The following is a 22,806-nucleotide window of genomic DNA, read 5'->3' on the forward strand; positions in this document are numbered from 1 at the left end:
TCGTTCAGCCTACTGGTGCGGCGGGGGCGGCCCCGAGCGACGCGGTGGAGGAGTCGCGGACCACGCCGATCGTCTCGATCGTGAGGGGAGCGGCGGTCGCCTCGCTGTAGGAGAGGACGGGGAGGCCGTCGGTCTGCGCCGACACCAGCCGCCGCACGGCGGGACGCAGCGAGGGGGCGCAGACGAGCACCGGTTCACCGCCGTCCGTCGGCGTCGCCACGGCCTGCTTCACCGACGCGATCACCGCTTCCATCCGCGGCGGGTCGAAGACGATCTGCGAGCCCTCGTCGCCGGGACGGAGGCTCTCCAGCATCGCCTGCTCCAGCAGCGGGGCGATCATGACGACCCGGAGGGTGCCGTCCTCCGCGAAGCGGGAGGCGATGGCCGGCCCCAGGGCGGCACGGGCGGCCTCGATCAGGCCCTCCGGGTCGGTGGAGGTCTTCGCGCGGAGCGCGAGCGCCTCGTAGATGCGGCTGAGGTCGTTGATCGGCACCCGTTCGGCGAGCAACCCCTGCAGCACCCGCTGGACCTCCGCGAGCGACAGCAGCGCGGGGGTGAGCTCCTCGACCGCCGAGGGGGAGACCTGCTTCAGGGCGTCGGTGAGCTGACGCACGTCCTCGCGACTGAGCAGGCGGGCGGCGTGCGTCTGGATCACGCTCGACAGGTGGGTGATGATGACGCTCGCCCGGTCGATCACCGTGGCTCCGGCGAACTCGGCGCTGTGGCGCATCTCCATCGGGATCCACTTGCCCTCGAGACCGAACACGGGGTCGAGGGCGGCGGTCCCCGGCAGGCTGTCCAGGCCCTGCCCGAGAGCCAGCACCGACCCGGTCGGCGCGGTGCCCCGCCCGGTCTCGACGCCCGCGATGCGGATGACGTAGGTCGCCTGGGGGAGCTCGATGCTGTCCCTGGTGCGCACGGGCGGGGTGACCAGACCGAGGTCGAGCGCGATGCGCCGCCGCAGCGCCTTGACCCTCGCGAGGAGGTCGTCGGGTCCGCCGGTCACCAGATCCACGATGTCCGGGGCGAGGAGGATCTCGAGGGGGTGCACCCGCATGCGCTCGATGAGCTCCTCCGGTTGGTCCACCGGCGCGGGAGCGGGTGCCTGCGCCGCCTCCGCCTCCTCCCGCTTGCGGGTCGCGGTGATGCGCTGGGCGATGAGCAGCAGCAGGGCGCCGATCACCAGGAAGGGGAGCATCGGCATGTGCGGGATGAGCGCCATGACGATGGCCGCTGACCCCGCGATGATGAGGGCGTTGCGCGACTGGCCGAGCTGCGTCGATGCGGCCGATCCCATCTCGGCCTCGGCGGTCGAGCGGGTGACGATCATGCCGGTCGAGACCGCCATGAGCAGCGCGGGGATCTGGGTGACGAGGCCGTCGCCGATCGTGAGCAGGCTGTAGGTGCTCACCGCCTGGTCGATCGACATGCCGTGCTGGACGAGGCCGATCGCGATGCCGCCGACGAGGTTGATGATGATGATCACGAGCCCGGCGATCGCGTCGCCCTTGACGAACTTCGAGGCGCCGTCCATCGCGCCGTAGAAGTCGGACTCGGCGGCGACCTCCGCCCGGCGCTCGCGGGCTTCGGTGTCGCTGATGAGGCCGGCGTTGAGGTCGGCGTCGATGGCCATCTGCTTGCCCGGCATCGCGTCGAGCGTGAACCGGGCGCCCACCTCGGCCACGCGCTCCGCGCCCTTCGTCACCACGACGAACTGGATCACGACGAGGATGAGGAACACGACGGCGCCGATGATGAGCGAGCCGCCCACCGCGATCGCCCCGAACGCCTCGATCACCTGTCCCGCGTACGCCTCGCCGAGGACGAGGCGGGTGGAGGCGACGTTGAGCCCGAGCCGGAACAGCGTCGCCACGAGCAGCAGCGAGGGGAACACCGAGAAGTCGAGCGGCTTCTTCACGAACATCGACGTCAGCAGGATCACCAGCGCGAACATGATGTTGAGGATGATCAGCACGTCGAGCAGGAACGGCGGCACCGGGACGACGAGCAGCATGATGATGCCGACGACGCCGATCGGCACCCCGAGCGTGGTGAGGAGCTTCTTCATACGGTCCTCCGGTAGGGGAGCGAGTGGATGCCGCGGGCGGCGCCTCGGCGCCGCAGCGCGTCGACGAACACGAGGACCCGTGCCACGGCGTTGTAGAGGTCTTCGGGGATCTCCTGGCCCAGCTCGCACGCGGCGTGCAGAGCGCGAGCGAGGCTGATGTCGCGGACGAGGGGGACGCCGGACTCGAGCGCCTTCTCGCGGATCCGCTCGGCGATGACGCCGCTGCCCTTCGCGACGACCCGCGGGGCGGACGTGCCGGGGTCGTATTCGAGCGCGATGGCGATGTGCGTGGGGTTGACGACCACGACGTCGGAGCCGGCGACCGCGGCGATCATGCGGTTGCGGCTCACCGCGAGCTGACGCGACCGGCGCTGCTGCCGGATGAGCGGGTCGCCCTCGGAGTTCTTGTTCTCGTCGCGCACCTCGCGCTTGGTCATGCGCGTGTGCTTGCGGTTGCGGCGCATCACGACGAACAGGTCGATCGCGGCGAGCACCAGACCCACGGCGATGGCGGTCTGCAGCAGGGCCGCGGTGCCGTCCGCCGCGGTGCCGAGCAGCCGCGACACGGAGTGCGCGCCGCTCGCCGTGAGCACGGGCATGAGCCCGGAGATGACGACCCACAGGGCGAGGGCGATGGCGGCCGTCTTCAGGAGCGCCTTCGCCCCCTCCCACAGCGCCTGCAGGCCGAACACCCGCCGCACGCCGGAGACGAGGTTGAACTGCTCGTAGCGCCCGGACAGCTTCCGCAGGTGCACGCCGCCCTGCACCACCGCGCCGAACAGCGTCACGATCGCGACCGCGGCCAGCAGCGCGCCCAGCGTGGGCAGCACCGAGGCGAGGGCCCGTCCGAGGGCGGCGAGCGCGGCCTCCGGAGAAGGCGCCTGCATGAGCCCGGCGAGGGTCACCAGCTGCTCGGTGCCGGCGGCGGTCCCCGCGGCGATGGCGGCGGGCATCATGACGGCTGCGGCGCCGATGCCGAGCCACGCCGTGAGGTCCTGACTGCGGGCGATCCGACCCTTCTGCCTGGCCTCCCTGAGGTGCTTCTCGGTGGCCTTCTCGCTGCGTTCGCCGCTGTCCGAGCCGCTCACGGTGTCACCCCCTGCATCAGGCGGAACGCCTGGGTGGCGAGGGCGTCGACGATTCCCGGGAACGCGACGTACACGGCGCCCGCAAGCAGGAGCGTGAGGAGGATCTTGACGGGGAAGCCCATCGCGAAGGCGTTGAGCGCCGGCGCCACGCGCGTGATGAGACCGAGCCCGACGTCGGCGAGGAAGAGCACCAGGACGAGAGGACCCGCGATCTGCACGGCCGCCAGCACCATCTGGGACACCCCGTCGACGAGCAGCTCGGCGGGTCCCGCCACGCGGAAGATGCCGTCGACCGGCACCGCGTCGAAGCTGCGGGCGAGCCCGGCGATGATGAGCTGATAGCCGCCGGAGGCGAAGAGCAGCGTCAGCGCGGTGAGGTGGAAGAGCCGGGTGAACTGCGCGCCGTTGACCATCGCCGCCGGATCGAAGGCCTGGGCGAGCTGGAAACCGCCGAACACGTCGATGAGGCTGCCCGCGGCCTGCACCGCGGAGAAGCACAGCAGCACGAGGAAGCCGAGCAGGGCCCCGGTGAGCAGCTGGATCACGAGCGCACCGAGGAACGGCCCGGTGTCCAGGCTCTCGTACCCGGGCGCGACGGCAGCCCCCACCGCGAGCGACAGTCCGATCGAGAGCATCGCCTTCACACGCACCGGAATCGCGCCGTACGAGAACGGCGGGGCGATCATGATGAACGCCGTGATGCGCACGGCGGCGAGCAGGGTGGCCTCCAGCCACGCGAAGTCGATCGGGATGAACACGGGCTCATCCGCTCAGCAGCGACGGGATGCGGGCGAACATCTCGTTCGTGAAGGCGATGATCTCGGCGATCATCCAGTTCCCCGCGATGAGCAGGGCGATGCCCACCGCGACGATCTTCGGCACGAACGACAGCGTCACCTCCTGCACCTGGGTGATGGACTGCAGCAGCGAGATCGCGAAGCCCACCACGAGCGCGGTGATGAGCATCGGGGCGGCGAGCTTGGCGGCGATCAGCAGCCCCTGGGCACCGATGTCGAGGACGGCTTCGGGACTCATCCCACACCTCCGTAGCTCTCCAGGAGCGCTTTGATGATGAGCCCCCACCCGTCGACGAGGATGAACAGCAGGATCTTGAACGGCAGCGAGATCATGACCGGTGGGAGCATCATCATGCCCATCGACATCAGCGCCGCCGCCACGACGAGGTCGATCACGAGGAACGGCACGAAGATCACGAAGCCGATGATGAAGGCGGCCCGCAGCTCCGAGATCATGAACGCGGGGATGAGCGTGTACATCGGCACGCTCGCGGCGTCCTCCGGATTGTCCTGCCCGGCCATCCGGGTCATCAGCGCGAGGTCCTCCTCGCGCGTGTAGTGCAGCATCCACTCCCGCAGGGGGGCCTGCCCGACGTCCACGGCCTGCGTGAACGTGAGCGCCCCGTCGACGTACGGCTGCACGGCGAGCGTGTTGATCTCGGTCAGCACGGGCCACATGATGAACAGCGAGAGGAACAGCGACAGGCCCGCGAGCACCTGGTTCGGCGGGATCGTCGGGAGGGACAGCGCGTTCCTGGTCATGGCGAGCACGACGAAGATCTTCGTGAACGACGTCATCATCAGCAGCAGCGCGGGGGCCACCGACAGCAGGGTGATCCCCAGGAGGGTGAGGATCGAGCCGGACGGGCCGCCGTCGATGCCGTTGATGTCGATCGTCACGCCCTCGCCGTCGTCCGGGGTGACCTCCGCGTGCGCGGCGGTGCCGGTGAGGGCGATGAGGACGACGGCGAGGAGGATCGCGACCGCGACGAGGACGAGCAGCCGCGAGGCGCGACCGCGATCGACGGCACGGGTCGCGGTCATCGTGCGCGCCGGAGGGCCTCGGCGGTCTGCCGCCAGGTGTCGGGGGAGAGGATGGAGCCGCGGAGCGGGTCGTTGCGGTGCCGCACGCGGCGACGGAGTTCCGGGACCGGGGCGACCGCCGGCGGCGCGCTCGTGAGTGCGGCGGCGGCGAGGATGCGGTCGAACTCGGCGTCGTCGGCCGTGCGGGTGGCCGGCGGGCGCCCCTCCTCGGACTCCGCGGGCTCCGGCCGCAGGGGAAGGCGGTCGACCACGCTCACACCGTGCTCGGTGACCCCGAGCACGTAGCGGGCGTCGTCGGTCTGCACGACCACGAGCTGCGCCTTCGGACCGATGCCCTGCCGCCCGAGCACCGTGATCGCCTCGGCGTCGCGGCGCCGCGCCTGGGTCTTCGAGACCCGGCGCTGCAGGAACCAGAGCAGCCCGAGGACGGCGGCGAGCGACAGCCCGACCCGCAGCGCGAGCAGGAGGTCGTCCAGGGTCAGGCCTCGACGTTCTCGAGGATGCGGGTGATCCGCACCGCGTAGTCCTGATCGACGACGACGACCTCGCCGTGCGCGATCGTGCGGCCGTTGAGCTTGACGTCGGCGGGGGCGCCCGCGGAGCGATCGAGCTCGACGATGCGGCCGGGCTCGAGGTCGAGCACGTCGCGGACGGCCATGCGGGTGCGGCCGATCTCCACCGTCAGCTCCATCTCGACGCCCGCGATGCGGTGCAGGCGGCCGTCGGCCCCGGTCGGGCGCGCGGGGCGGTGGGTGATCCGCACGGCGAGGCGGCCGATGGTCCGCTCGGTGTGGTCCACGAGGTCGAAGAGCTGGGTCTGCGGGTCGGCGAAGACGGCCGAGGCGTCGCCGACCGCGGCCTCGCCGAGCAGGCCCGGACCGAGGGCGGTCGCCGCGGCCTCGAGCGCGTCCAGCAGCCGGTCGGTGAGCGGGCGGTCCCCGAGGCCGTCGACGAGCACGTCGGCGTCGAGGAGCTGCACGGCGAGCTGGGCGCTCGCCTCGCCGACGAACTGCGCGACCACCGCGTCGCCGGTGTCGCCGGACACCTGCGAGGCGCGCGCGGTGACCGGTGCGGCGGTGGGCAGCCGGGCCGCGAACGCGGCGGCGACGGCGGACTCGTAAGCGGTGGTGCTGATCACGCGGACTCCTGAGCGGGGGCGGTTTCGGGGACGGTGGCGGTCACGACGCAGGCGAGCCGGGCGCCCGCGCTGCCGACGGCGGCGGTCGCGACCGTCTGGTCGCCCACGGTGAGGAGCAGGGGACGGTCGGCGGCGTGCGGCAGGGGCAGCAGGTCGCCGACGGCGAGATCGAGCACCTCGCGGGGGAGCACCGTGCGGGGGGCCAGCCGCAGCGCCACCTCGACCGGGGCGGCTTCCACCTGCCGCCGGACCAGTCCCGGGGTCTCGGTGCGGTCGGCGTCGGAGGCGCGTACCGCGAACCCGGCGAGGACCGACGCGGGGAGCATGATGCTGGCGGGCACCGTCCGGCCGCCGTGGCGCATCGACAGGCGGGCGACGATCACCGGCTCCCCGGCGGCGGCCACCTGCGCGAACTGGGAGCTGTACTGGATGCCGGCGACGGCCACCCCGGCGGGCAGCAGGCCGTCGAGACTGCCGGTGAGGTGGTCGATGGCGTCGGCGATCAGCGATCGGATCAGCGCCTGCTCGATCGGGGTGAAGGTGCGGTCCTCGGCGGTGGACGTCGATCGTCCTCCCACCATCTGCACGATCCACGAGGTCGCGGTCGGGATCGGCACCTGGACGATCATGCGCTCGTCCGAATCGGGGAGCGCGCACACGATCATGGTCGTCGTGGTGGGAAGCGACTGCGCGTACTCGCCGTACGTGAGCATGCCGACGTGCTCGACGGCGATGGTGGCGCGCACGTGGATCTTGCCGGAGAGCTGGGCCGACCACTGCCGGGCGAACGTCTCGAACGCGAGCTCCAGGGTGCGGGCGTGCTCGCGCGACAGCGTCGCCGCGCGTCCGAAGTCGTAGACCTCGACGTCGGCGATCGCCGTCTCCGCGCGCGCCCGAGAGCGCACGCCGTCATCCATCACCACGAACCCGACTATCGGGCGGTGAGCGGCGTGCGTTAGGGACGGGTCAGGGGGAGGTCTGCGCGGCACCCGCGGCCGGGATCAGCGCTCGCACCTCCTCGCTGGCATCGGAGAGGATGACGATGTCCACCCGGCGGTTCTCCGCGAGCTGCTCCGGCGTGCTGCCGGCGGCGACCGGGCGGGTGTCGCCGAACCCGACGGACTTGAGGTGGGCAGGGGGCAGGCCGGCGGCCTCCACGAGGTAGCGCAGCACCTGCGTGGAGCGCCCGGCGGAGAGCTCCCAGTTGGTCGGGAAGGGGGCGACCGAGCCGCGGGCGTCCGCGTGCCCCTCCACCGAGATCTCGTTGGGGGCCGAGACGAGGACCGACCCGAGCGCATCGAGCACCTGCGTCGCGGCCGGGCTGAGGTCCGTGCTGTTGGTGGTGAAGAAGGTCTCCGCGCTCACGAGTCCGATGGTCAGACCGCGCTCGTCGATCGTGAAGGTGACGTCGGCTTCGAGCCCCCGGTCCGCCAGCACCTGGCGCAGGCGCTCGCGGAGGGCGGAGAGCTCGTCGAACTCGCGCTGGGCGGCCTCCAGCCCGGTGTCGGCGAAGTCCTCGCCCTCGTCGTCCACGAGCTCGGGCGGCACGACGACGCCGCTGGTCACGTCGATGTCGTCGGAGGGCTCCTGGCCGAAGCCGGTCGCGAGGGACGCGCTCAGGGCCTCGAACTTCTCCTGGTCGACGGTCGACATGGCGAAGAGCACGATGAACATGCACATCAGCACCGTCACCATGTCGAGGTAGGACGCCATCCAGCGCTCGTCCGGCCCGCTGTGCTCGGACTCCTGGACGCGGCGTCGGGTGCGCACGCTCATGAGAAGAGGTCCTCGTGCTCGGCCGCCGCCTCCGCCGGCTGCTCGCGGCGGCGGGAGCGGCCGGGGGAACGGTCGGAGACGAGCGCGCTCAGGCGCTCGCGGACGTGCGCGGGGGCGGCGCCGGCCTGGACGGCGAGCATGCCCTCCATGAGCACCGTCATGCGCTCGAGCTCCAGCTCGCCCAGACGCTGCAGGCGGCCGCCGATCGGGAGCCAGATGAAGTTCGCCGACAGCAGGCCCCACAGCGTGGCGACGAAGGCGGCGGCGATCATGGGTCCGAGCGTGTCCGGCTTGTCGAGCTTCTCCAGCACGTGGGTGAGGGAGACGACCGTGCCGATGATGCCGACCGTCGGGGCGAAGCCGCCGAGGGTCATGTAGAAGCGGGAGGCGGTACGGTTCCGGGCGGCCGTGGACGACAGCTCGTCCTCGAGCAGTACGCGGAGGTCTTCCGCGTCGGTCCCGTCGGCGATGCTCTGCAGGGCCTGCCGCAGGAACGGATCCTTCTCCTCGTCCAGCCCTTGCTCCAGCGCCAGGAGCCCTTCGGCGCGGGCCTTCTCCGCGTAGCCGACGACCGTGTCGATGGTGCTCTGCGCGGTGCGGCGCTCCCCGCGGAACGCGCGGGGGAGGGACTTCACGGCGTGCAGGGCGTCGCGCAGCGTGCCGCTGGCCAGCCCGACCGCGATCGTGGCGCCGAAGACGAGCACCATCGGCGCGGGCAGGAGGAGCGACCCGATCGTCGCGCCCTCCAGGTTGATCATGGCGATGAGGGCGCCGAACGCGAGGACGAGCCCGAGGATGAGAGACGGATCCATCAGGCGTCCCCTCCCGTGACGGATACGGCGGGAGCGCCGACCTCGTCGCCGGCCGCGACCAGTGCGGCCGCGGTCGCGAGGATCCCGGCGCGGAAGCGGGTGATCCGGGCGATCACGTCGTCCATCGTCTCCGTGACGACGAAGGTCGCGCCGTCGACCATCATGATCGTCGTGTCCGGCGTGGCCTGGACACGTTCGATCAGGTCGGGGTTCACCGCGAACCGGGAACGGTTCAGGCGCGTGAGGACGATCATGGGCTCCATCCTGGAAAAAGCTCGCCCCGCCCGAGAGCGGGGAACCGACGGCCCGTCCTGGGCTGTCGGAGAGGACTGTCGGCCGGGTGCTGCGCCGCGTTAGCGCGGGGTCGGACCGAGCGGGATCTTTCTCACGGCGGGCGCGTCGTCGCCGATAGGGACCAGGGGCGGGGGACGATGAGCAGCGGGCGAAGGGAGCCTTGTGCGGGATCGGAACGTGGAGAAGGCCGCGGCGACGGCGGCCGAGGAGTGCGGCTGCGCGCCGACCGCTGCCGAACGCGGCGCGCTGTGGAACCAGCCGGTCAGCCGGCGCCATGCCTTCGGGATCGGCGCGCTGGGCGTCGTCGCGCTCGCCGCCTTCGGCGTCGGTTCGGGGGTCACGGCCGCGCATGCCGCGTCGTACCCGAGCTGGGACGACGTGCAGCGCGCGAAGAACAACGAGGCGGCCAAGGCCGGCGAGGTCAGCCGGATCCAGGGGCTGATCCAGTCGTTGGAGCGCAAGGTCGCGGAGACCCAGGCGGCGGCACAGGTCGCGTCCGACGAGTTCTTCGAGGCGCAGCAGGCCTACTTCGCCGCGATCACCGAGGCGGACGCCCTGCAGGCCCAGGCCGACGAGAAGGCGGCGCTCGCCGACGAGACCGCGAAGAAGGCCGGCCAGATCGCGGCCCAGCTCTACCGCAGCGGCGGCGACGACACCGCACTGGAGCTGTTCTTCGCCGGGTCGGGAGCCAACGCCGACGAGCTGCTGTCGCGGCTCGGCACCATGAACAAGTTCCTCGAGTACAACCAGACCACCTACGACAACGCCGTCTCGGCGCGCAACACCGCGCAGGCTCTGACCGCGCAGGCGCAGGTCGCCAGGGACGAGCGCGACCGCCTGCAGCAGGTCGCCGAGCAGAAGATGGTCGCGGCGCAGCAGGCGGCGGACGCGGCCCAGGCCGCGCTCGACGAGCAGGCGGCGAACCTCGAGACCCTCAAGGCCCAGCTGGCGGCGCTCAAGGACACCACGACCAAGACGGTCGCGGGGTACCAGGCGGGCGTGGAGGCACGGCGGCGCGAGGAGGAAGCCCGTCGCAAGCGCGAGGCGGCGGCTGCTGCCGCGGCGGCGGCTGCGGCCGGCCGCGGGACGAGCGGCGGCGGTGGTGGCGGTGGCGGCGGCGGTGGCACGCCGGGCAACGGCGGCTGGGTGCGCCCGCACGGCGGGGCGCGGAGCTCGAGCTACGGTCCGCGCACGCCCATCTGCGGTCCACAGGGCTGCTCGTCGAGCTTCCACTACGGGGCCGACCTCGCCAACGGCTGCGGCGCCGCGATCTACGCCGCGAACTCCGGGACGGTGGACTACGCCGGCCCGAACGGCAACTACGGCAACTACGTGCGCATCCAGCACGGCGGCGGCGTCAGCACGGGGTACGCGCACATCAAGCCGGGCGGCATCATCGTCCGCAGCGGGCAGTGGGTGCAGTCCGGTCAGGTCATCGCCTACGCCGGCGACACGGGACGCTCGTTCGGCTGCCACCTGCACTTCGAGGTCTACATCAACGGTGGGTACACCAACCCCGTGCTCTTCATGGAGCAGCGCGGCATCTACGTCTGACCCACAACGCCGCGAGACCCCGCTTTATCGTCGAGGCCCCGCCGTATCCACGTGGATAGGGCGGGGCCTCGACGCGAAGACGGGGTCTCGGGAGGGGTCAGCGCTTGAGGTTCGTGAGCTCCTGCAGCACCTCGTCGCTCGTGGTGATGATGCGGGCGTTGGCCTGGAAGCCGCGCTGCGCGACGATGAGGTTGGTGAACTCCTGCGAGAGGTCGACGTTGGACATCTCGAGCGCGCCGCTGATGATGCCGCCCAGGCCGCCGGTGCCCGGTTGTCCGAGCTCGGCCTGACCGGAGTTGCCGCTCGGACGGAACTGCGAGGAGCCCACCTTCTCCAAGCCGCCGGGGTTCACGAACCCGGCCAGCGCGATGCGTGCCAGCACCTGGGTGTCGCCGTTGCTGAAGGTGCCGACGAGGCTGCCGTCGTTCGTCAGGGCGTAGGAGCTCAGCGTGCCCGCCGGCTTGCCGTTCTGCTCCTTGATCGCGATGTCGTTGACGTCGGCGAAGCCGGTCACACCGGACAGGTCGACGGTGACGCCGCCCGACACGATGCTCCCGGCGCCGTTCTGCACCCCGTCGGTGAAGGTCAGTGCGGTGCTCGCACCCGCCCCGTCGGTGACGTCCCACCCGGTCGCGCTGCGCGTGAACGTCAGCCGCAGGGTGGACGCGGAGCCGTCGGCGCCGTAGGTCTTGATGTCGCGCACGAGCGTCTCGCCGACCGCAGCACCGGAGGGCAGGTTGCCGGTGGCGCGCGCGGTGGTGGTGGCGGCCGCGGGGCTGAGGGCGCCGACGGGGAGCGTGATGTCCCCGATGCCCTGACCGGGGACGATCGCCCCGTTGGTCGCGGTCCAGCCCTGGACGAGGGCTCCGCCGGCACCGACGAGACGGCCGCTCGCGTCGAAGGTGAAGCCGCCGTTGCGGGTGTAGAGGGTCTCGCCGCCGGAGCGGACGACGAAGAAGCCGTCGCCCGAGATCATCAGGTCGGTGGGGACGCCGGTCGGCTGCGGGGCTCCTCCGGCGAAGTTGGTGCTGATGCCGGCGACCTGCACGCCGAGTCCGACCTGGGCGGGGTTCTGCCCGCCGGCCGCCTGCTGCGGCAGCATCGAGTTGCGCAGGAGCTGGGAGAGGGAGTCCTGGAACTGCACGGAGGACGCCTTGAAGCCGGTCGTGTTGACGTTGGCGATGTTGTTGCCCGTGACGTCGAGCATGGTCTGGTGCGAGCGGAGTCCGGAGATTCCGGAGAAGAGGGAACGGAGCATGGTGGTGCCTTTCTGGGGAGCGGGGTCAGGCAGCGGTGCCGGGGACGAGGGAGACGCCGGAGATCGCGTCGAGGGGGATCGACTTCTCGCCGATGGTCACGGTGGGGACGGCTCCCGCGTAGGAGACCGCGGTGACGACGCCCTTCTGGGTGACACCGCCGGCGTCGACGTACTGCGCCTCCTGCCCGAGGAGGGCGGCGGCGGTCTGCCGCATGCTGAGGGCGAAGCTCTCGGTGCTGGTCGAGGCGAGCGCCGTCAGCTGTTCCATCGAGGCGAGCTGCGTCGTCTGGGAGATCATCTCGTTGGTGTTCATCGGCGAGCTCGGATCCTGGTTGGTGAGCTGGGTCACGAGCAGCTTGAGGAACACCTCCGAGTCGAGGGTCTTCTTGCGCTCTGTCGCCGGCGTCGTGCTGCCGGTCTGCACACCGGACGTCGGCGTGGCACCCGGGGGCAGGGTGCCGGTGATGGAGTCGACCGTGGTCATGGAGTCCTCTCTGATCAGGCGTAGACGTCGATGCCGCCGGTGGGCGCGGCGGGCGGTGCGGGCGGGGGCGGGGAAGCGGTCGGCGCCGAGGCCGGGGGACGCGGGGTGGTCGGCGGGCGCGGGGTGTCCGGGTCGCCGTTCCCGGTCTGGCCGTGCGTCGTCGCGCCGTGCTGGGGCGAGGAGGACGAGCCGTCCCCGGTGCTGAGGCTCAGGGTGGCGTGCGGCGCGGCGACCGCGAGGTCCCGGCGGAGATCGACGAGGAGGGCGCGCAGGGCGTCCCTGCCGATCTCGCTCGGGGCCTGCAGCTCGATGCGCAGGGTGGAGCCGGCGATGTGGGCCCGCACGGTGACGGGACCGAGGTTCTCCGGCGAGACGGTGAGCGTGATCCGGTGATCGCCGTCGGGGGCCTGGGCCAGGGACAGCACCGGAGCCGCCACCTGGGGGAGCAGGGCCGGTCGGACCGGCGCGGGGACGGCGCTCGGCGGCGTGACGGGCGCGGTGGCCGTGGCGGCGACCGGGCTCGGCGCGGGCGTGGACCCGGCTGCGACCGGGTCGACGGCGCTCGAGCCTGCGGGGGTGGCGGCGGACGGCACCGGGATGGAGGGCGTCCCGGACACGGAGGGGGTCTCGGGGACGGTCGGGGCCTCGGTCGGGAGCGCGAGCGTGGCCGTCGCTCCGTCCGGCGCCGGCCCGGCGAGGTGGGACGTCCTGCCGTCCGATCCTGCGCTCGTCCCGCCGTCCTCGCCGGTACGCGCGCCCGCCGCTGCCTCGATGGACGAGGAGGGCGGGGACGGCACGACCGCTCCGGTCGTCGGAGGCGCGGTCGATGGCGCCGACGACGCGAGAGCGGGGGCCGACCGGACCGCTCCGGCGTCGACCGGTGCGTCGACCGGTGCCATGCCGGCCGCCGTGGGCACCGCCTCCGCATGAGGAGGCGTCGCCGCGGGGGAGGCGGAGTCGACGGCGGGCAGGGGGAGCGCGTCGGTGCCGGAGATGGCCGGACCCGCCGGAGACGGAGGTGCCGGAGACGGAGTCGCCGGAGTCTGCTCTCCCTCGGGCGGCGTCGGAACCACCGTCGGGCCGGCGTCCGGCGGAACGACAGTCGGGATCGCGGGCGGCGCGACCACCGACCCGGAGGGCGACGGGGCCGGGAGCGGAAGCGGCGTGGCGACGGCACCGTCGGCGGGAACGGCCGCGGTGCCGTCGCTCCTCGGCGCTGCGTCGGTCGCGGGGTCCTCGGGCGACGTGGGGCCGGCCGGCTCCGTCTCCCGCGCGGCATCGCGCACGGCGTCGGCGAAGGCGGCGGCTCCGGGGGCGCCGCCGCGGCCGGCCGGGGCTGCGGAGCGCGGGGGGCGCACGTCGAGCGCCGCGAGGAGGTCGAGAGCGGTCATGCCGAGCCCTCCGTCCGGGAGCGGGAGGCGATCTCGTCCAGCTCCGCCTGCTCGGCGTGCAGGTCGGCGGCGCGTACCGCCTCGGCGTGGCCGTCCGCGAGACGCTCGAGGCCGCGCAGCGTGCGCCGGGCGTCGGCGTGCGCGGACCGTGCCTCCGCGACCGTCTCCTGCTGGAGGGCCGACAGCGTCGTGAGGTCGGCCAGCAGCGCCCGGCCGGAGACCCGGGCCGCCGCGAGCGCCGCCAGCGCACGGACGTCCACGGCCTCCGTGTCCGTGCCGGCAAGGTGCGCGCGCAGTGCCCGGTCCCTGGCCTCGGTGTGCTGCGCGTCGATCACCGCGCGCGACAGACGCTGCGCGGCGGCGCGTTCCTGGATCTCCCGGACGCGCAGGAGACCGGCGAGCGAGAACCCTCTGCTCATGAGACCCCCTCGAAGGCGGAGACGAGGCTCTCCAGGCGGGCCCAGGAGTCGTCGATCGCGCTCGTCTCGTCGAGCGGCTGGGTGAGGAACGCCGAGATCGGCCGTTCATGGGCGATCGCCGCGTCGATACGGGCGTCGGCGCCGGCGTGATAGGCGCCGATGTCGATGAGGTCGTTCGCCCGGCGTCGGGCCGCGAGCACGGCGCGGAGGGTGGCCGCCTGTGCGCGGCGCTCCCGGCTCGTGATCTTGCCGGCCACGCGGGACACGGACCCGAGGACGTCGATGGCGGGGTGGTGACCGGCGAGGGCGAGGGCGCGGTCGAGTACGACGTGGCCGTCGAGGATGGAGCGGACCGCGTCGGCGATCGGCTCGTTGTGGTCGTCGCCGTCGACGAGCACGGTGTAGATGCCCGTGATGGAGCCGGCGCGGTCGGTGCCGGCGCGTTCCAGCAGCCCGGCGAGGAGCGAGAAGGTGGAGGGCGGGTAGCCGCGGGTGGCCGGGGGCTCGCCCGCGGAGAGCCCGATCTCGCGCTGGGCCATGGCGACGCGGGTCAGCGAGTCCATCATGAGGATCGCGTGCGCCCCGTCGTCGCGGAAGGCCTCCGCGATCCGGGTGGCGGTGAACGCGGCGCGGATGCGGGCCATCGCCGGCTGGTCGGAAGTGGAGACGACGACGACCGAGCGGGCGAGTCCCTCCGGGCCCAGGTCGTCCTCGATGAACTCGCGCACCTCGCGGCCCCGCTCGCCGACGAGGGCGATGACGGTGACCTCGGCCTCGGTGCCGCGCGCGATCATCGACAGCAGCGACGACTTGCCCACGCCCGATCCCGCGAACAGGCCGACGCGCTGACCTCGGCCGACGCTGACGAGGGTGTCGAGCGCGCGCACGCCGAGGGGGAGCGGGGTGTCGATGCGATCGCGCTCCATGATCGAGGGGGTGTCGTGATCCAGGCTCACCTGCGGCGCCGCGAGCGGACCCTTGCCGTCGATGGGACGCCCGAGGCCGTCCAGGACCCGGCCCAGCAGCGCGCGTCCGGTGGGAACGCGCACCGGGCCGCCCCGGCCGCGCACCGGGGCGCCAACGATGAGTCCGGCGACCGGGGCGAGCGGCATGCAGCGCAGCCCGTCTTCGCCCGTCGCCACGACCTCGGCGTCGATGCCGTCGAGCGTCACCACGTCCCCGATGGCGCCGTCGAGCCCGCGCACCTGCACGCTGAGTCCGCGCACCTGGGAGACCTCGCCGATGCGCTCCGGCCGCGCCGCCTCGAGCACCGCCGCCCAGGAGCTCACGGCGTGCCCTCCGCGAGGGCGCGGCGCGCGCGCTCGAACGCCGTCCCGACCCTCGCGTCGATGACGCCGTGCGCGAGCACGGCCACGGCGTCGCCGCGGGCGAGGGTGTCGTCGGCGACGAGCGGGAATGCGGCGAGGTCGTCTCCGGTCTCCGCGGCGAGGAGCCGGAGATCCTCCGGATGGACGCGGAGGCTGCGTACCGCGGCCGGCGCGGTCGCGCTCAGGGCGCGGCGGGCCGCAGCGGCCGCCGCGGTGCCCGCATCGCTCAGCTCGGCCGCGAGGAGGAGCTCCGCGAGGTCGATCGCGTGGGAGAGCACCTGGGTCGTCGCGGCGGCCTCCAGTTCCGCCTCCCGCTCCGCCAGGGAGCGTGCCGCGGCGTGCAGGGCCGCCACCGCGGCGGCCATCTCCTCGGCGCGATGGCGCTCCCGCTCCGCCTGCTCGGCCGCGGCGGCGCGGTGCGCGGCTTCGGCGTCGGCCGTGCCCGCCCGGAAGCCCGCGGCGTGGCCCTCGGCGTACCCGCGGCGGCGCGCGCGCTCCTGCTCCCCGCGGTGGTCCGAGCCGCCGAGCCGGGGGAACGCGGCGGGGGCGAAGGCGTCAGTAGACATACTCGTCCTCGTCGGCCCGCTGCACGGTGATGTCCCCGGCGGCCTCCAGCGCCCGGATCGTGCGGACGATCTCAGCCCGCGCCTCCTCGACCTGGGAGACGCGCACGGGGCCCAGCGACCTGGCCTCCTCGTCGAGGTTCTCGCGGTTGCGCTCGGACACGTTGCGGCGGATGAGGTCGACGATCGGCTGCTGGGCGCCCTTGAGGGCCAGCGCCAGCGACCGGATGTCCATGCCCCGCAGCACGCGCTGGGTGTCCCGGTCGTCGAGCTTGACGATGTCCGCGAACGTGAACATGCGCGAGCGGATGTCCTCCGCGAGGGCGCTGTCGCGGTCCTCGATGCTCGCCAGCAGGGCCTTCTCGATGGTGGCCCCCGAGCGGCCGATGATCTCCACGAGCGGCTCGACGCCGCCGAGCACCTCGGGGCTGTCCCGCGACGCGAGGCTGCCGGTCCGCGCCTTGAGGGCGTCGGCGACGATGGCGATGGCCTCCTGGGAGGCGGTGCCCATGGTGGCGATGGCCTGCGCGACGTCGGTCCGGGCGGGGTCGGGCAGCGCGGCGAGCACGGCGGCGGCCTGATCGGCGGGGAGGTGCGCGAGCACGAGTGCGACGGTCTGCGGCAGCTCGCCGTCCAGGAGCGTGGCGAGATGGGCGGCGTCGGCGGAGGCGAGGAAGTCGAACGAGGCGCTCATCGACGTGGAGCCCACGCGGCCGAGCACGGCGGCCGCCCGCTCCGACCCGAAGGAGGCCTCCAGGAGCCCGGCGGCGATGTCGCGCCCGCCGCGGGCCGGGGGCAGGTGCCCGGCCGCGATGCGATGGAACTGTCCCAGCGCCTGGGCGGTCGTCTCCGCATCGAGGTCCTGCAGCCCGATGATCTCGGTGGCGACGGCCTCGGCCTCGGTCTCCGAGAGATGCTTCATGACCTCGACGGCCTGCGCGCGGTCGAGGTTCATGAGGACGATGGCGGCCGTCTGCCGATCGGTGAGTCCGCTCATGCCCGTGACCTGTCGTCGATGAGCGTGCGCAGCAGCTCGGCCGTGCGCTGCGGGTCCTGCCGGGTGAGGGCGTCGATCTCGGCACGGCGGCGCTCGAGGCTGATCTGCGCGGGCTCGGGCTCGGGGTCCGGGTCGAGATCCGGCACCGGCTCGAGGAAGGCGAGCGGGGTTGTCGGCGCCTCCAGCACGGCCGTCGGTGCGTCGGCGGAGAGCGCGGCGAGCTCGGCGGGCCGGTCACCGAAGAGCTGGTCGAACTCCTCCACACCCGCCGCCTTCCGTCGGGACCGGATGATCAGCGCGGTGATCGCGGCGATGAGCGGGATGGCGATGGCAGCGGCGATGATGACGGTGTTCAGGAGCGCGGCCTGACGGGCGCCCTCTTCGGCCTCCTTCGCCGCCTGCAGCGCGGCCTGGGCGGCCTCGGCGTCCGTCTGGCTGAACGCGACGAGCTCGACGGCGAGTTCGTCGCCGCGGGTGCGGTCGATGCCGGCTGCGGTGGCGACGAGGTCGCTGAGCTGCGCGGAGCTGAGGTCTCCGCCCGCGCCGGCGTCCACGGCGACCGACACCGACTGCCGCAGCAGGTTTCCGGCGGGGGTGGACGTGCTCTCCGTGGCCTTGTTCACCGCGTTGGTGCGCGTCTCCTCGGAGGACCGGTAGGTGCCGTCGCCGTTCCCGTTCGGCACGGCGATGTTGTCCGGACCCAGGACCCCGGCTTCGGAGGTGGAGCCGTTGCTGTTCTGCTCGCGGACCTCTTCGGTGAGAGGGGGTGCGCCCTCGGCCGGCGTGTACGTCTCCTCGACGCGTTCGTTCACCGAGCGGTCGATCTCGGCGACCACCGTCACGGTCGCGTTGCCCGGGCCGACCACGGTGTCCAGCATCTGCTGCACGCTCGCGGCCACGCGGGCCTCGTAGTCGCTCGCCTGCTGGTCGAGGCCGCCGGTGGCCCCGCCGCCCACGGTCGACAGCGTCCGCCCGGTCTGGTCGACGACGGCCACGTTCTCCGGCTTCATGCCGCTGACGGCGGCCGAGGTGAGGTGCACGATGGCCTCGACCTGCTTCTGGTCGAGCGTCGTGCGTCCGGCGGTCTCCACGAACACGGAGGCCGTCGCGTCGACGGTCTCCGACACGAAGACGCTCTCCTCGGGGATCGCGAGCTGCACGGAGGCCGCGGAGACGCCGTCGATCGCGGAGATCGTGGCGGCGAGCTCGCCCTCGATCGCGCGCTTGTAGGTGACCGACTGCTGGAACTCGCTCGTGGTGACGCCCATGTCGTCGAGCAGCGAGTACCCGGCCGATCCGGCGCTCGGCAGTCCGGCGGACGCGGCCGCGAGCCGCTGGTCGTAGACGTCCTTCTCGGGGACGAGCACGGTGGCGCCGCCGTCGGCGAGCTCGTAGGGGACGGAGGCGGAGCGCAGCTGCTCCACCACGGCGTTCGCGTCCGTGGCGTTCAGCCCCGAGAACAGCGGTGTGTACGTGGGGCGGGTGAGCCAGCTGGACAGGGCGATGATGCCGAGTGCGAGCACGGCGATGCCGATGATGGCGATGGTCCGCTGCGCGAGCGAGAATCCGGCGATCACCCGCCGCATCCGCTGGAACGCCCCGGTCACTGCCGGGGGCATCAGGCCTGCATCCGCATGATCTCGTTGAACGCGTCGACGCCCTTGTTGCGGACGGCGGCGACGAGTTCGAGGGTGACCGCGGCGCGCGACGAGGCGATCATCGCGGCGTGGATGTCGTCGAGGTCGCCGGTCACGGCGGCGACCTTCAGGGTGTCGGACTCGGACTGCAGCGAGCGCAGCTCGTCGATCGCCCCGGTGACGCTGTTCGCGAAGGCCGTGTCGTCGCCGGTCTTCGCACCCGTCACGGGCGAGGTGGTCATGCCGAGGGACGAGGCGACGGCCTCGATGCCGGCGACGGCGCTCACGCGTTCCGCCCGATCTGCAGCGCCGCCTCGTAGGAGGTGCGGGCGCGGTCCACGATCGCCGCGCTCGCCTGGTATCCGCGCTGCGCGAGGATCAGCTGGCTCATCTGGTCTCCCAGGTCGATGTCGGGGTAGCGCACGTAGCCGTCGGCGTCGGCGAGCGGGTGGTCGGGCTGGTGCACGAGCCGGCCCTCGGCGTCGCCCTGGACGGTCCCGGCGACGTAGACCCCGGGGGACTGGTCGCTGGTCTGCGCCAGGATGTAGCGCGCCCGGAACGCCGCGCCGTCGGTCGACGTCGCGGTGTTGATGTTGGCGATGTTGTCGCTGATGGCGTCGAGCCACTTCCGGTGCACGGTCAGTCCCGTGCCGGCGATCCCGATGGCGTCGAAGGTCATGACGTCCTCATCGCGGTGCGCATCGAGGAGAACGATCCGTTCACGGCCTGCGTCGCGAACTGATAGCGGAGCATGGTGTCGATGCTGGAGAGGGTCTCGGTGTCGAGGTTCACGTTGTTGCCGTTCAGCCGTGTCGGCTCGAGCGATGTCCCGACCGTGGCGGACACGTCCCCGTCACCGGCGGCGATCGAGTCGGCGAGCGCGGCCTCGAACTGCACGCGCTTGGCGTGGTAGTCGGGGGTGTTGATGTTGGCGATGTTGTCGGCGATGGCTCGCTGGCGCAGCGAGAGGCCGTTCAGCGCACTGGTCAGTGCGGTGATGGTCACAGAGTCGAACACGAACCGGCTCCCCGTGTGTGGGTGAAGTGGCCGTTCCCTGGCCGAGTCTTGCGAGCCATCCGTGCTCTCGGGGGACTGTCGGCCGTCCGTGCGGTTTCGTTAGGAGGGTTCCTCACCCGTCCACGTCGAGGTAGGCGGGGGCATCGGGAGAGCGGGGTGCCGGCACGCGCCGGACGGCACCGAGGTGCTGCCGCAGCCCCTCGAGCTCCGACCGGGCGCGTTCCATGGCGGCGTGCTGCCGGTCGATCACCGCACGGGCGCGATCGGCCAGGTGCGGGGGGAGCGGGGAGGACGGCGGCGCCCAGGGGATGATGTCGTGCACCTCGACGGCTCCCGCCGGCGCGGCGATGATCCGGTCGGCGTCCGCTTCGAGCCGGTCGAGCAGCGCGGCCCAGTCCTCGTCCGTCATGCGCGGCCCTCCACGACGGCCAGGGCGGCGGCGTGCCAGGCGTCGCGCAGCGGCACGACGAGCTCGCGGCAGGCATGCGTGCGCTCCGGATCGCGGCCGATGTTGGCGCCGATCAGCGTCTGCGAGAGGAAGACGTACAGCGAGCGCAGCCCGGCGCTGCCGCTCCAGTCGTCGGTGAGGGACGACGACAGCTCGGCCACGATCGCCTGCGCGTGCTGGAGCTGGGTGTTGGCCTCGGTCCAGTCGGCCGCCCGCTGCGCCGTCTCGGCGCGTTCGATGTCGAGCAGGAGCCGGTCGTAGAGCATCGTGACCAGGCGCTCCGGCGGGGCGGACAGGATGGCGTCCTCGCGGTACCGCTGCTGGGCACGCAGGGCGGCGTTCATGCTCACGAGTCCGACCCGGAGCGGCTGCTCGGCAGCGCGTTGATCTGGGAGGCGAGGTACGACGACTGCGACTGCATCTGCGACAGCATCACCTCGAGGCGCGCGTACGTGCGCTCCAGCGACGCCTTGCGCTGCGCGAGGCGCACGTCCCAGCGCTCCATCTGCTCGCCGAGGCTCTTGACCTCGCTCTCCTGACCCGTGATCCGCGAGGTGAGCAGCCCGTCGTACTTGTCCGAGTACGAGGTCGCCGTCTGCTCCACGCGTGCCGCGACCGCGGAGAAGAGCGCGCCGACGGCCGCGGGGTCCTTCGCCAGCGCCTCGGAGAACTTCTCCTCGTCGAACGTGAGCTTGCCGTACATGTCGGTCGAGATGCCGATCGTGGAGGGCGAGACGCCGTCCACGGGGTGCTGCACGGCGTCGGCGAGGGCCGTCCGCAGACCGCGGATGGTGCTGTCGCCGGTGAAGACGCCGAGGGTGGTCTTCTCGCCCTGTCCCGCGGCGACCGTCGCCTTCGAGCCGTTGTCGATGCGGGTGAAGATGTCCGTGAGGAGGGCGATGAACTCGCCGGAGGCCTTGGTCCTGGCCTCGCCGTCGACGGCGACGGTGACCGTGACGGGGGTCGTCGAGACGGTGGAGACCGTCACGTCGACGCCCTCGAAGAGATCGGTGAACGTGTTGCCGGACGAGGTGATGACCTGTTCGGCCGCCGTGCCGGCCCAGAGGCGCAGCTGCGCATCCGTGCCTGTGGCGATGACAGCGGCGCCCGGCTCCGTGGACACGTCCGTGGCGGTGCCGGCGGCCACCGCGGCGAGGTCGCCCGCGTAGACGCGGAAGCGTCCTGCCTCTCCGGACTCCTCGGCCCGGAGCTGCAGGCGGTAGACGGGGGTGCCGTCGGCATCCTTGCCGGCGGGGACGGCCGTGGCGAGGACACCGGTGTCGGCGTCGTTGATGGCCTGGGCGATGTCCTGCATCGACGTCGAGTCGGCCTGCACCTGGACGCGCTTCCCCGTGGCGTCCTCGAGCGTCAGGACGGGCGGGTCGGCGGGCCAGCGGCTCGCGGACGCGGAGACCACCGTGTGCGCCTGGGCGAGACGGTCGACGACGATGTCGGTCGACACGGGCGCCGCGCCGGTGCGCAGGGCGACCTTCACCGACTCGGACGACGCGCTGCCGGTGAAGCGGTCGAGACCGCCGGGCGCTGCGGCCTTCTCGGCGGCGGCGGCGAGGTTCTGCACGGCCGTGTTGAGGGTGCGCAGCTGCGTCATGACGACGTTCTTGTCGTCGATCTTGGCCTTGAGCAGCGTGCGGGGGATGGCGTGCACGTCCATGAGGGCCTTGATGACCTCGGTGGTCTTGAGCCCCGACACGAGGCCGTCGAGCGAGAGCGACATGCGGCTTCCCTTCTGTGTGCGGCGGGGCCCGGGCGACGGCCGAAGCCGTCACCCGGACCCCCGGAGTGATTCCGTGCGGCGGCGCGGATCAGCGCAGCAGCTGGAGCACGCCCTGGTTGGCCTGGTTGGCCTGGGCCAGCATGGCCGTTCCCGCCTGCGACAGGATGTTCGCCGACGTGAACTTGACCATCTCGGACGCCATGTCGGTGTCGCGGATACGGCTCTCGGCGGCGGCGAGGTTCTCGGCCGACACGTTGAGGCTGTTGATGGTCGACTCGAAGCGGTTCTGCAGCGCACCGTAGCCGGCACGTGCGGTCGAGACCGCCTGGATCTGCGTGTCGATGCCCGCCAGAGCCGCACCGTACGATGCCGCGTCGGTCATGGTGCCGGCGAGCGTCTCGATGGTGGTGCCGAGGTTGGCGAAGTTGGTCAGGCCGACCGAGATCTGGTCCTCGGCGGCGACCGCGCCCGCACCCACCTGGAACGTCAGCGTCGTGCCGCCCGAGAGCAGCTTGATGCCGTTGAAGTTGGTGCTGTCGGCGATCCGGGTGAGCTCGTCGGCGAGGGCGCCGATCTCAGTCTGGATCGCTTCGCGCGACTTCGCGTTGTTCGAGTCGTTCGCACCCTGAGCGGTCAGGTCGCGCACGCGCTGCAGGATGGAGTGCACCTCGGTCAGGGCGCCTTCCGCGGTCTGGATGACCGAGATGCCGTCCTGGGCGTTGCGAGCCGCGACGTTCAGGCCGTTGACCTGCGAACGCAGGCCCTCGGAGATCGCGAGGCCGGCGGCGTCGTCCGCGGCGCGGTTGATGCGCAGACCGCTCGAGAGCTTCTCGAGCGACTTCGACAGGTCGTTCTGCGTGTTGGACAGGTTGCGGTAGGCGTTGAGCGCGCCCACGTTGGTGTTGATCTGCATACCCATGAGGGTTTCCTCCGTGATGTGTTGTGCAGGAGACCATCC

General features: G+C 72.3%; 27 protein-coding genes. 1 reads left to right on the top strand and 26 read right to left on the bottom strand.

The genetic code is table 11. The features are described 5' to 3' along the window. Nucleotides 1-4 precede the first annotated feature (4 nt). From ACFU8V_RS06100 to ACFU8V_RS06150, 11 genes are read right to left on the bottom strand one after another with little or no spacing between them, the layout of a single operon-like run. Entirely contained in the window at nt 5-2,068 is a 2,064-nt protein-coding gene (locus tag ACFU8V_RS06100) for a flagellar biosynthesis protein FlhA (RefSeq protein ID WP_025104369.1), read from the bottom strand. Then, nucleotides 2,065-3,156, bottom strand: coding sequence for a flagellar biosynthesis protein FlhB (locus ACFU8V_RS06105; RefSeq protein ID WP_025104368.1), 1,092 nt, complete (start codon nt 3,154-3,156; stop codon nt 2,065-2,067). The genes ACFU8V_RS06100 and ACFU8V_RS06105 overlap by 4 nt, the downstream gene beginning before the upstream one ends. After that, complete coding sequence (locus tag ACFU8V_RS06110) at nt 3,153-3,914, bottom strand: flagellar biosynthetic protein FliR (protein ID WP_378869790.1); 762 nt, start codon at nt 3,912-3,914, stop codon at nt 3,153-3,155. Before ACFU8V_RS06110 ends, ACFU8V_RS06105 begins: the two co-directional genes overlap by 4 nt. A gap of 4 nt (nt 3,915-3,918) precedes the next feature. After that, nucleotides 3,919-4,191, bottom strand: coding sequence for a flagellar biosynthesis protein FliQ (gene fliQ / locus ACFU8V_RS06115; protein WP_025104366.1), 273 nt, complete (start codon nt 4,189-4,191; stop codon nt 3,919-3,921). Further along, on the bottom strand, nt 4,188-4,997 hold the full coding sequence (gene fliP / locus ACFU8V_RS06120; protein ID WP_378869793.1) for a flagellar type III secretion system pore protein FliP: 810 nt from the start codon (nt 4,995-4,997) through the stop codon (nt 4,188-4,190). The genes fliQ and fliP overlap by 4 nt, the downstream gene beginning before the upstream one ends. Further along, entirely contained in the window at nt 4,994-5,479 is a 486-nt protein-coding gene (locus tag ACFU8V_RS06125; RefSeq protein WP_378871804.1) for a FliO/MopB family protein, read from the bottom strand. The genes fliP and ACFU8V_RS06125 overlap by 4 nt, the downstream gene beginning before the upstream one ends. Next, complete coding sequence (fliN, locus tag ACFU8V_RS06130; RefSeq protein WP_378869796.1) at nt 5,476-6,135, bottom strand: flagellar motor switch protein FliN; 660 nt, start codon at nt 6,133-6,135, stop codon at nt 5,476-5,478. Before fliN ends, ACFU8V_RS06125 begins: the two co-directional genes overlap by 4 nt. Then, on the bottom strand, nt 6,132-7,052 hold the full coding sequence (locus tag ACFU8V_RS06135) for a flagellar motor switch protein FliM (RefSeq protein ID WP_164498194.1): 921 nt from the start codon (nt 7,050-7,052) through the stop codon (nt 6,132-6,134). The genes fliN and ACFU8V_RS06135 overlap by 4 nt, the downstream gene beginning before the upstream one ends. A 49-nt stretch (nt 7,053-7,101) precedes the next feature. Next, a complete protein-coding gene (locus ACFU8V_RS06140) occupies nt 7,102-7,911 on the bottom strand; it encodes a flagellar motor protein MotB (RefSeq protein WP_025104361.1) in 810 nt (269 codons plus the stop codon). Beyond that, nucleotides 7,908-8,723 (bottom strand): motility protein A, encoded by an 816-nt coding sequence (locus tag ACFU8V_RS06145; RefSeq protein WP_025104360.1) that lies wholly within the window; start codon nt 8,721-8,723, stop codon nt 7,908-7,910. Before ACFU8V_RS06145 ends, ACFU8V_RS06140 begins: the two co-directional genes overlap by 4 nt. Then, nucleotides 8,723-8,977 (bottom strand): flagellar FlbD family protein, encoded by a 255-nt coding sequence (locus ACFU8V_RS06150; RefSeq protein ID WP_025104359.1) that lies wholly within the window; start codon nt 8,975-8,977, stop codon nt 8,723-8,725. Before ACFU8V_RS06150 ends, ACFU8V_RS06145 begins: the two co-directional genes overlap by 1 nt. 217 nt (nt 8,978-9,194) lie before the next feature. Between ACFU8V_RS06150 and ACFU8V_RS06155 the strand changes: the two genes are divergently transcribed. Next, the gene (locus tag ACFU8V_RS06155; RefSeq protein ID WP_036292979.1) at nt 9,195-10,571 is read left to right on the top strand and encodes a M23 family metallopeptidase; all 1,377 of its coding nucleotides are present in this window, start codon (nt 9,195-9,197) and stop codon (nt 10,569-10,571) included. A gap of 97 nt (nt 10,572-10,668) precedes the next feature. On the opposite strand, the gene ACFU8V_RS06160 is transcribed toward ACFU8V_RS06155, so the two are convergent. The 15 genes from ACFU8V_RS06160 to ACFU8V_RS06230 form a co-directional block, all read right to left on the bottom strand. Then, on the bottom strand, nt 10,669-11,829 hold the full coding sequence (locus ACFU8V_RS06160; RefSeq protein ID WP_025104357.1) for a flagellar hook protein FlgE: 1,161 nt from the start codon (nt 11,827-11,829) through the stop codon (nt 10,669-10,671). Between the two features lie 25 nt (nt 11,830-11,854). Continuing rightward, nucleotides 11,855-12,313 carry a flagellar hook assembly protein FlgD gene (locus ACFU8V_RS06165; RefSeq protein WP_378869801.1) on the bottom strand — a complete coding sequence of 153 codons (459 nt, stop codon included), beginning with the start codon at nt 12,311-12,313 and terminating at the stop codon, nt 11,855-11,857. A 14-nt stretch (nt 12,314-12,327) separates the two neighbouring features. Next, nucleotides 12,328-13,704: a flagellar hook-length control protein FliK gene (locus tag ACFU8V_RS06170; protein ID WP_025104355.1), complete on the bottom strand. Its 1,377-nt coding sequence runs from the start codon at nt 13,702-13,704 to the stop codon at nt 12,328-12,330. Then, nucleotides 13,701-14,123, bottom strand: coding sequence for a hypothetical protein (locus ACFU8V_RS06175; protein WP_025104354.1), 423 nt, complete (start codon nt 14,121-14,123; stop codon nt 13,701-13,703). The genes ACFU8V_RS06170 and ACFU8V_RS06175 overlap by 4 nt, the downstream gene beginning before the upstream one ends. Next, a complete protein-coding gene (locus ACFU8V_RS06180) occupies nt 14,120-15,412 on the bottom strand; it encodes a FliI/YscN family ATPase (RefSeq protein WP_025104353.1) in 1,293 nt (430 codons plus the stop codon). Before ACFU8V_RS06180 ends, ACFU8V_RS06175 begins: the two co-directional genes overlap by 4 nt. Further along, a complete protein-coding gene (locus tag ACFU8V_RS06185; protein ID WP_025104352.1) occupies nt 15,409-16,017 on the bottom strand; it encodes a FliH/SctL family protein in 609 nt (202 codons plus the stop codon). Before ACFU8V_RS06185 ends, ACFU8V_RS06180 begins: the two co-directional genes overlap by 4 nt. Next, complete coding sequence (gene fliG / locus ACFU8V_RS06190; RefSeq protein WP_025104351.1) at nt 16,007-17,011, bottom strand: flagellar motor switch protein FliG; 1,005 nt, start codon at nt 17,009-17,011, stop codon at nt 16,007-16,009. Before fliG ends, ACFU8V_RS06185 begins: the two co-directional genes overlap by 11 nt. Next, complete coding sequence (gene fliF, locus ACFU8V_RS06195; protein WP_025104350.1) at nt 17,008-18,630, bottom strand: flagellar basal-body MS-ring/collar protein FliF; 1,623 nt, start codon at nt 18,628-18,630, stop codon at nt 17,008-17,010. The genes fliG and fliF overlap by 4 nt, the downstream gene beginning before the upstream one ends. Further along, nucleotides 18,630-18,890, bottom strand: coding sequence for a flagellar hook-basal body complex protein FliE (fliE, locus tag ACFU8V_RS06200; protein ID WP_051582258.1), 261 nt, complete (start codon nt 18,888-18,890; stop codon nt 18,630-18,632). The genes fliF and fliE overlap by 1 nt, the downstream gene beginning before the upstream one ends. Before the next feature lie 41 nt (nt 18,891-18,931). Next, nucleotides 18,932-19,327 carry a flagellar basal body rod protein FlgC gene (locus ACFU8V_RS06205; RefSeq protein WP_025104348.1) on the bottom strand — a complete coding sequence of 132 codons (396 nt, stop codon included), beginning with the start codon at nt 19,325-19,327 and terminating at the stop codon, nt 18,932-18,934. Beyond that, a complete protein-coding gene (flgB, locus tag ACFU8V_RS06210) occupies nt 19,324-19,665 on the bottom strand; it encodes a flagellar basal body rod protein FlgB (protein WP_025104347.1) in 342 nt (113 codons plus the stop codon). The genes ACFU8V_RS06205 and flgB overlap by 4 nt, the downstream gene beginning before the upstream one ends. A gap of 112 nt (nt 19,666-19,777) precedes the next feature. Then, on the bottom strand, nt 19,778-20,074 hold the full coding sequence (locus ACFU8V_RS06215; RefSeq protein WP_025104346.1) for a hypothetical protein: 297 nt from the start codon (nt 20,072-20,074) through the stop codon (nt 19,778-19,780). Continuing rightward, entirely contained in the window at nt 20,071-20,457 is a 387-nt protein-coding gene (gene fliS / locus ACFU8V_RS06220; protein WP_025104345.1) for a flagellar export chaperone FliS, read from the bottom strand. The genes ACFU8V_RS06215 and fliS overlap by 4 nt, the downstream gene beginning before the upstream one ends. Nucleotides 20,458-20,459: 2 nt before the next feature. Next, complete coding sequence (gene fliD / locus ACFU8V_RS06225; RefSeq protein ID WP_025104344.1) at nt 20,460-21,848, bottom strand: flagellar filament capping protein FliD; 1,389 nt, start codon at nt 21,846-21,848, stop codon at nt 20,460-20,462. An 88-nt stretch (nt 21,849-21,936) separates the two neighbouring features. Then, nucleotides 21,937-22,767 (bottom strand): flagellin, encoded by an 831-nt coding sequence (locus ACFU8V_RS06230; protein WP_025104343.1) that lies wholly within the window; start codon nt 22,765-22,767, stop codon nt 21,937-21,939. Nucleotides 22,768-22,806: the final 39 nt, after the last annotated feature.

Source organism: Microbacterium sp. NPDC057658 (genome assembly GCF_042799975.1).
In the GTDB taxonomy this organism is placed as follows: domain Bacteria; phylum Actinomycetota; class Actinomycetes; order Actinomycetales; family Microbacteriaceae; genus Microbacterium.